Origin of the sequence: Gluconacetobacter sp. (assembly GCF_047721585.1) — a bacterium.
In the GTDB taxonomy this organism is placed as follows: domain Bacteria; phylum Pseudomonadota; class Alphaproteobacteria; order Acetobacterales; family Acetobacteraceae; genus Gluconacetobacter; species Gluconacetobacter dulcium.
In genome coordinates, this window is the sequence record NZ_JBDNXE010000195.1 from 1 (window position 1) to 5,034 (window position 5,034).

The following is a 5,034-nucleotide window of genomic DNA, read 5'->3' on the forward strand; positions in this document are numbered from 1 at the left end:
CATAGGGCTCATCCTTTGAGTGTTTTACTCTCCGGTAAACCCGGGGCGGTTCAGTTCGGCGTGTCGATCTGGGCCTTGGATCCGTTCGCCCGACGGCCTGTCCTGATCTCCCCCGCACTCAGCCGGCGACCTCCATTCGGCGCGAGCGGTGTGGGCAGCATCCCGCAGGGAGGCTGGTGCTCCTCGAAATACAGCGCTTCCCCGATCGTCGGCGTACGGTTGAAATCGCCCTGCTCCGATGTCATCCGCCCCCTGCACCGACGCAGCATGCTGCCCCGTGGCGCAGGGTTGGCAGTCGGGGTTCCCAGCATCCCCGCATGACGGTTCTCCTGCCCCGTCATCTGCGCCAGCACGTCGCCCCGACCACCCTTCGCGGCATCCGACGCCCGTGGCGTCGCCATACGATCCGTGCGGAACACATCGTAAAGACCCGACGCCTTCATCGCCGCCCGCGCGCCCGCTCCCCCTTCCATCCGCATCCCGCCCTGTTGCGACTGCGAGACCGGTGTCGGCAAGCTGCCGGGGGTCGAAACCGATGAGCCAGGAGCGTTTGCGGACATGGCAGGCGCCGATGTCTCCAGCACCCACCACGCACGGTTCGCAGGCGTAGCCGAGCGCCTCCAGCGCATCGAGCAGCCGGTCCGCACCGCGAGTTCTGAGGTTAGCGCTGTTCTCAAAAGCGAACCAGCGAGGGCGGCACTCTCCAACCAGGCGGACAGCTTCACGGTAGAGGCCCGACCGCGCGCCGTCGATCCCTTTGCCCCTGGTGTTGGCGCTGCTGATATCCTGGCACGGCGGGCTGCCCGTGATGAGGTCTGGCAGGAAGCCGAGGTCGGAAACAAGTCGCCCTGCGGTGAGGGTCCGGACGTCGTCGTAGAGGCGGACATGGGGATTGTTCTCCGCGTAGAGCACGCGCCGCCATTCCACGATCTCGCAGGCGGCGACGGTGACGAAGCCCGCCCGGTGCAGGCCCAGCGTCCAGCCACCAGCCGCACCCGCGAACAGGTCCATTACGCGGAAGGGGGTGCGGGGTGAGATATCACCCATGGGGGAATGACCATACGTCATGCCACAGCCCTCCGGCGCAGCCATGCCTGATGGCGCTCTGACGTGTAAGGACGTGGCTCCTGCGCCGCCGTGAGCCGGTGATGCAGGTGCCGCCAGTGATCGGGACAGGCAGCGGTGGGATCGATCCCCAGCGCCTCTACGCCGTCGATGGACTCCAGCACCCGGCGCACCTTTGGCCAGCCACTTTGGCGCAGCAGGCTCTCCCCACCGGGGCGCACGAACGGCACGGTCTGGCAGGCTTCCTGAGCGCCCACGGCCCGCACGATGTCGATGCAGGACACTACGGTGCCGAAATCGTTGGCGGCCCAGCGGATGAACGCGAACACGCTGCCCGGCGCAAAACTCATCAGCCTGCGCCGACGATCGAGAATGCGATCCTCGACGGGATGGCCGAAGCGGATCCAGTGTTCGATGCGCTTCTCGATCCACGTCAGTTCAACCGTGGTGAGGACCGCATCGTCCGGCCTGAAAGAGCGGGCGGTCATGGGACACCGACCAGGCGATCCGCGACCGCTTCCCGAGCCTTTTCTGCACGTCCCGATCGGGCTGCCGGAAGGGGAACCGAAAGACCGAAATTCCCTACATAATAAGTTATTATATTAGTTATATAAGTTACGGGGCTGATTCCGCCTTTGAAAACAACACGTTGCGCCGATTTTCGCCAATGATCCCACGATAAATCCGCCGTCGCTCCCACGATATGATGCGCCGTTGATCCAACGACATGTTTCACATCGTTATCCACACCCTCGGTGGATTGACTCGTTGGAACAGCGCATAAAACTCCCTGTTTTCCGCCAGAAATGACGCGAAACGCATAACCGGGGATGATCTGGCTGACGACAATGGCGCGGATTTTCGCGATGAAATCGCGACGCCGGGTCAGGCTGCCTGAGCGTGCGTGCAACTCCGCCAGATCGAAGCGCCACCCCTCCTTCTGCCGTCCGGCATGCCGACGCGCCAGGCGGTAAAGCCACCGCTCCAGACCGCCACGAAGGCAGAAATAGGCTGGGTCAACGCTCAGCACGCGCGAGCGATCGCAGGCGGCTTCCATCAGCCAGTCCGGCAGCGTCAGGGCCACGCCATCTTCACGGGATATCCGGACATCACTGATCCAGGGGAACGGTCTTTCCCTCCAGTCAGTGCCCTGGCGGATGTTCGTTATGACTGTTGTCGCCGACAGACGCGCGAGCGCGCCATGGAGGCGATCATACTCATGCGCGCCCGTCGCCCAGCCCAGATCCTGAAATAGACGCCATGGTGTGAAGCGCACATGGCGTGACACCCACAATCCGTGGTTCAGCGCATCGACGATCTGCCCGGTCAGCCAGATCAGAACATCGACGTCCCAGACGGTCGCCATACCACCGGCATTTTCAGCCCGAACCATGACCGCGATATGTCGTGCCTGGTAATCGATCGGGGTAAGGCGCGGCGTTTTTCCCAATGCGAAAAACGGACGCCCCATGAGATCACGAATGTCACGGGGCCTTGCCGACCCCGTGACCACGAAGCGGCGGTCGGGCTGACGCCAGCTATCAGCGGCCGGCATCATCGTCCGGCACTCCGCTGTGCCTTACGGGCCTTCGCCTGCAGGCGGATGATATAGGCGCGGGGATCGGACGGCATGGGAATGCCGCCTCCATCACCCGTGGACAGCCGGACGTTCAGATCGGCCCAGGCGCAGAGGTCTTCGACGGCATAGACGATCCGGCCGCCAAGCTGGCGGTAGAGCGGACCGGTGCCACAGCTCCGATGTTTTTCGAGGGTGCGGATGGACAGGCCAACGAAATTGGCCGCGTCCGGGGTGCGCAGATAGCGCGGTGGCAGTGTCGGCTGGACACGCATGGGGTCTTCCTCCCGTTGGATCGGGCCGCGTGCGGAGCGTCGCGGCTCATGGGAGGACGCTGCCGGAGAATGGGTTGTGGGGAGGGATGACAAAGTTCAGGCCGCCAAAATGTCACCCCCCTGCTTCAGCCCCTGAAGGAGAGCGATATGGCCGCCGTTCAGATAGAAACCGGTGCCATCAAGATCACGGTAAAAGGCCCGCTGCCATGAACTGGCACGCCATTCATTGCGGGACAGGTGCAGGATACGCTCACCGTAGATGCCCGCCGCGATCCGGCGCACTGTCACCCCCGTACGCCGACCTTCCATGATGCAGAGCATGCGGATCTGGCGCAGTTTCTGCTGGAGGCTCAGACGCAAGGTGGGGGGAAGAGGACCGGGCGTCTGACCGGCAAGCAGACGGCCGAAGCGCGCAACGCAGGCCAGACGGGTCGTGAGGTGCCTGTCATCGATGATGAACCAGGTTCCTGGTTCGTCGGACTGCCGATCGACAACAATGACGATGCGCAGCGGACCCGCTGCGCTGTCCAGCACAAGATGGATACCATCGGGACCGTCGTGTCGTGCCCGCGCGTACGGCGTGAGACGGGACAGAATGTCACCTCCGTCGCCACGCACAGCGACCTCCGGCGCGATGTCCGGATCCCAGAACGCGGGGGCGAGCCAGGCGGGGAGATCAGGGTCGACAGGGAAAACGCAACCCCCAGCGACGGGCAAAAGCGCGCCATGTTTCGGCGTCAGTCTTGTCCGTCGTCATGATTGCTGCATGATCGCGCCGGTAGGCCGGATTGTGTCGCAGCCATTCCTGGGCGAGACCGGCAGTGTCGAGCCCGGCGTAGGCGCGACGAAGGGGTGCGGCATCCCACGGCCGGATTGTCGGCACGTCCCCCTCCCCCGATATGTCATGGATTCGACCCAGTATCCGGTGCGGAACCGGAACGGGTAGTCCCGAAGACTCAGGGAGGTGATCCCGCAAATATCCGGCCTGATCGGGATCATTTAGATGGAGATGAAGGATTCAGGCCGCATGGGCGTGAAAGGCCGGTTTTTCCGGCATCACGTGATACCTGCGGAGCATCGCTCCGGCGGGAGAGAAACCGCCCGTGTATTATAATACGTAGCGCGATAATACACAAATCGTTCCTATCCTGCGGATGGACATCCGAGGACTTTTCGGCGCGAACGTGAGGCGCCTGCGACGCGCCGCCGGTCTCAGCCAGGAGGCCCTGGCGGAACAGATGGGCGTGGACCGCGCCTATATCAGCTGGATCGAGACCGGACGCCAGAACGTGACACTGCTCTCACTATGGCATGCGTCACAGGCATTGGGCGTGCGGCCCGCCGCGCTGCTGGACGAAAGCCACGCTGTCGCGACAGAAACGGTACCGGCCGACGGAAAGCCATAATCGGCCTGGCGATGAAAAAAGCCCCTCCGGCGAACCGGAGGGGCCTGGGGTGGTCAGTCCCCGTTACGCGGGCGCTGGCGGCTCCAGACCAGGTTGTAAGCGCCACCTTCCTCTTCGAAGAGGCTGGCGAAGATCGGACCGGGAAGGGTCGGATCGTCCAGCTTCACGCTGAGATATTCGCGCCAGTCCGTGGTGTGCTTGATCCAGGCGGCCCCGGCTTCCAGTTTTCCGATCTGCACCCGGAAGTTGGGAACATTGTCGCTGACCCGGTTGGCTTCGGGCACAAAGCGGATACCCCGGATTTTCTGTGTCAGGGTGACGATTTCGCCTTCGTACCCCTCGCCGACCTTTTTGAATGAACCGATGATCATTGTCCTGTCTCCTGGCTTGTATCGGGCCGCGACCACCGTGGCCTCGATGGCCATCGTCAGCCCGGAGGCGACCGGCGGCGCACCCCGCAGGGGCCAGAGCAACGCGGAGGACGGCGGCACGGAACTTTGTTGATGCGCGAGGAATGACGGCGCAGCCGGCAGGGGAAGAAAGTTGCGGGACGCCGTTGCGCCATAGCCGGGCGAGGCGAAGCCGGTCTTCGGGCAGATCGGCCATATCGAGAGGCCATGATGTGCGGCACCGTCAGCCTTGTATGGAGACAGGGCAGGGCTGTGCCCCACGGCGTGGTGTAGGAGCACCGATCCTCGATGGGCTCGAGGAG

At 63.7% G+C, this 5,034-nt stretch carries 8 protein-coding genes and 1 pseudogene; 1 reads left to right on the plus strand and 8 read right to left on the minus strand.

All coding sequences use genetic code 11. The annotated features are described in order from the left end of the window. Nucleotides 1-50: 50 nt before the first annotated feature. The 7 genes and pseudogenes from ABF821_RS19865 to ABF821_RS19895 all read right to left on the minus strand — a co-directional run bounded on the left by ABF821_RS19865 (nt 51) and on the right by ABF821_RS19895 (nt 3,799). Nucleotides 51-560 carry a hypothetical protein gene (locus tag ABF821_RS19865; RefSeq protein ID WP_415531339.1) on the minus strand — a complete coding sequence of 170 codons (510 nt, stop codon included), beginning with the start codon at nt 558-560 and terminating at the stop codon, nt 51-53. 22 nt (nt 561-582) lie between these two features. Next, nucleotides 583-1,092, minus strand: a pseudogene (locus ABF821_RS19870) (DNA cytosine methyltransferase); the annotation flags it as partial. Then, on the minus strand, nt 1,065-1,553 hold the full coding sequence (locus ABF821_RS19875; protein WP_415531334.1) for a DUF2840 domain-containing protein: 489 nt from the start codon (nt 1,551-1,553) through the stop codon (nt 1,065-1,067). The pseudogene ABF821_RS19870 and the gene ABF821_RS19875, both read right to left, overlap by 28 nt. Continuing rightward, the gene (locus ABF821_RS19880; RefSeq protein WP_415531335.1) at nt 1,550-2,623 is read right to left on the minus strand and encodes a replication initiator protein A; all 1,074 of its coding nucleotides are present in this window, start codon (nt 2,621-2,623) and stop codon (nt 1,550-1,552) included. Before ABF821_RS19880 ends, ABF821_RS19875 begins: the two co-directional genes overlap by 4 nt. Beyond that, nucleotides 2,620-2,916 (minus strand): helix-turn-helix transcriptional regulator, encoded by a 297-nt coding sequence (locus ABF821_RS19885; RefSeq protein WP_012553482.1) that lies wholly within the window; start codon nt 2,914-2,916, stop codon nt 2,620-2,622. The genes ABF821_RS19880 and ABF821_RS19885 overlap by 4 nt, the downstream gene beginning before the upstream one ends. 96 nt (nt 2,917-3,012) lie before the next feature. After that, a complete protein-coding gene (locus tag ABF821_RS19890; RefSeq protein WP_415531336.1) occupies nt 3,013-3,534 on the minus strand; it encodes a DNA -binding domain-containing protein in 522 nt (173 codons plus the stop codon). Nucleotides 3,535-3,592: 58 nt separating this feature from the next. Beyond that, nucleotides 3,593-3,799 carry a transcriptional regulator domain-containing protein gene (locus ABF821_RS19895; RefSeq protein ID WP_415531337.1) on the minus strand — a complete coding sequence of 69 codons (207 nt, stop codon included), beginning with the start codon at nt 3,797-3,799 and terminating at the stop codon, nt 3,593-3,595. Nucleotides 3,800-4,070: 271 nt separating this feature from the next. On the opposite strand from ABF821_RS19895, the gene ABF821_RS19900 reads away from it, so the two are divergent. Continuing rightward, nucleotides 4,071-4,322, plus strand: a complete 252-nt coding sequence (locus tag ABF821_RS19900) for a helix-turn-helix domain-containing protein (protein WP_415531338.1) — start codon at nt 4,071-4,073, stop codon at nt 4,320-4,322. A gap of 53 nt (nt 4,323-4,375) precedes the next feature. On the opposite strand, the gene ABF821_RS19905 is transcribed toward ABF821_RS19900, so the two are convergent. After that, a complete protein-coding gene (locus ABF821_RS19905) occupies nt 4,376-4,693 on the minus strand; it encodes a DUF736 domain-containing protein (RefSeq protein WP_016738572.1) in 318 nt (105 codons plus the stop codon). Nucleotides 4,694-5,034 lie beyond the last annotated feature (341 nt).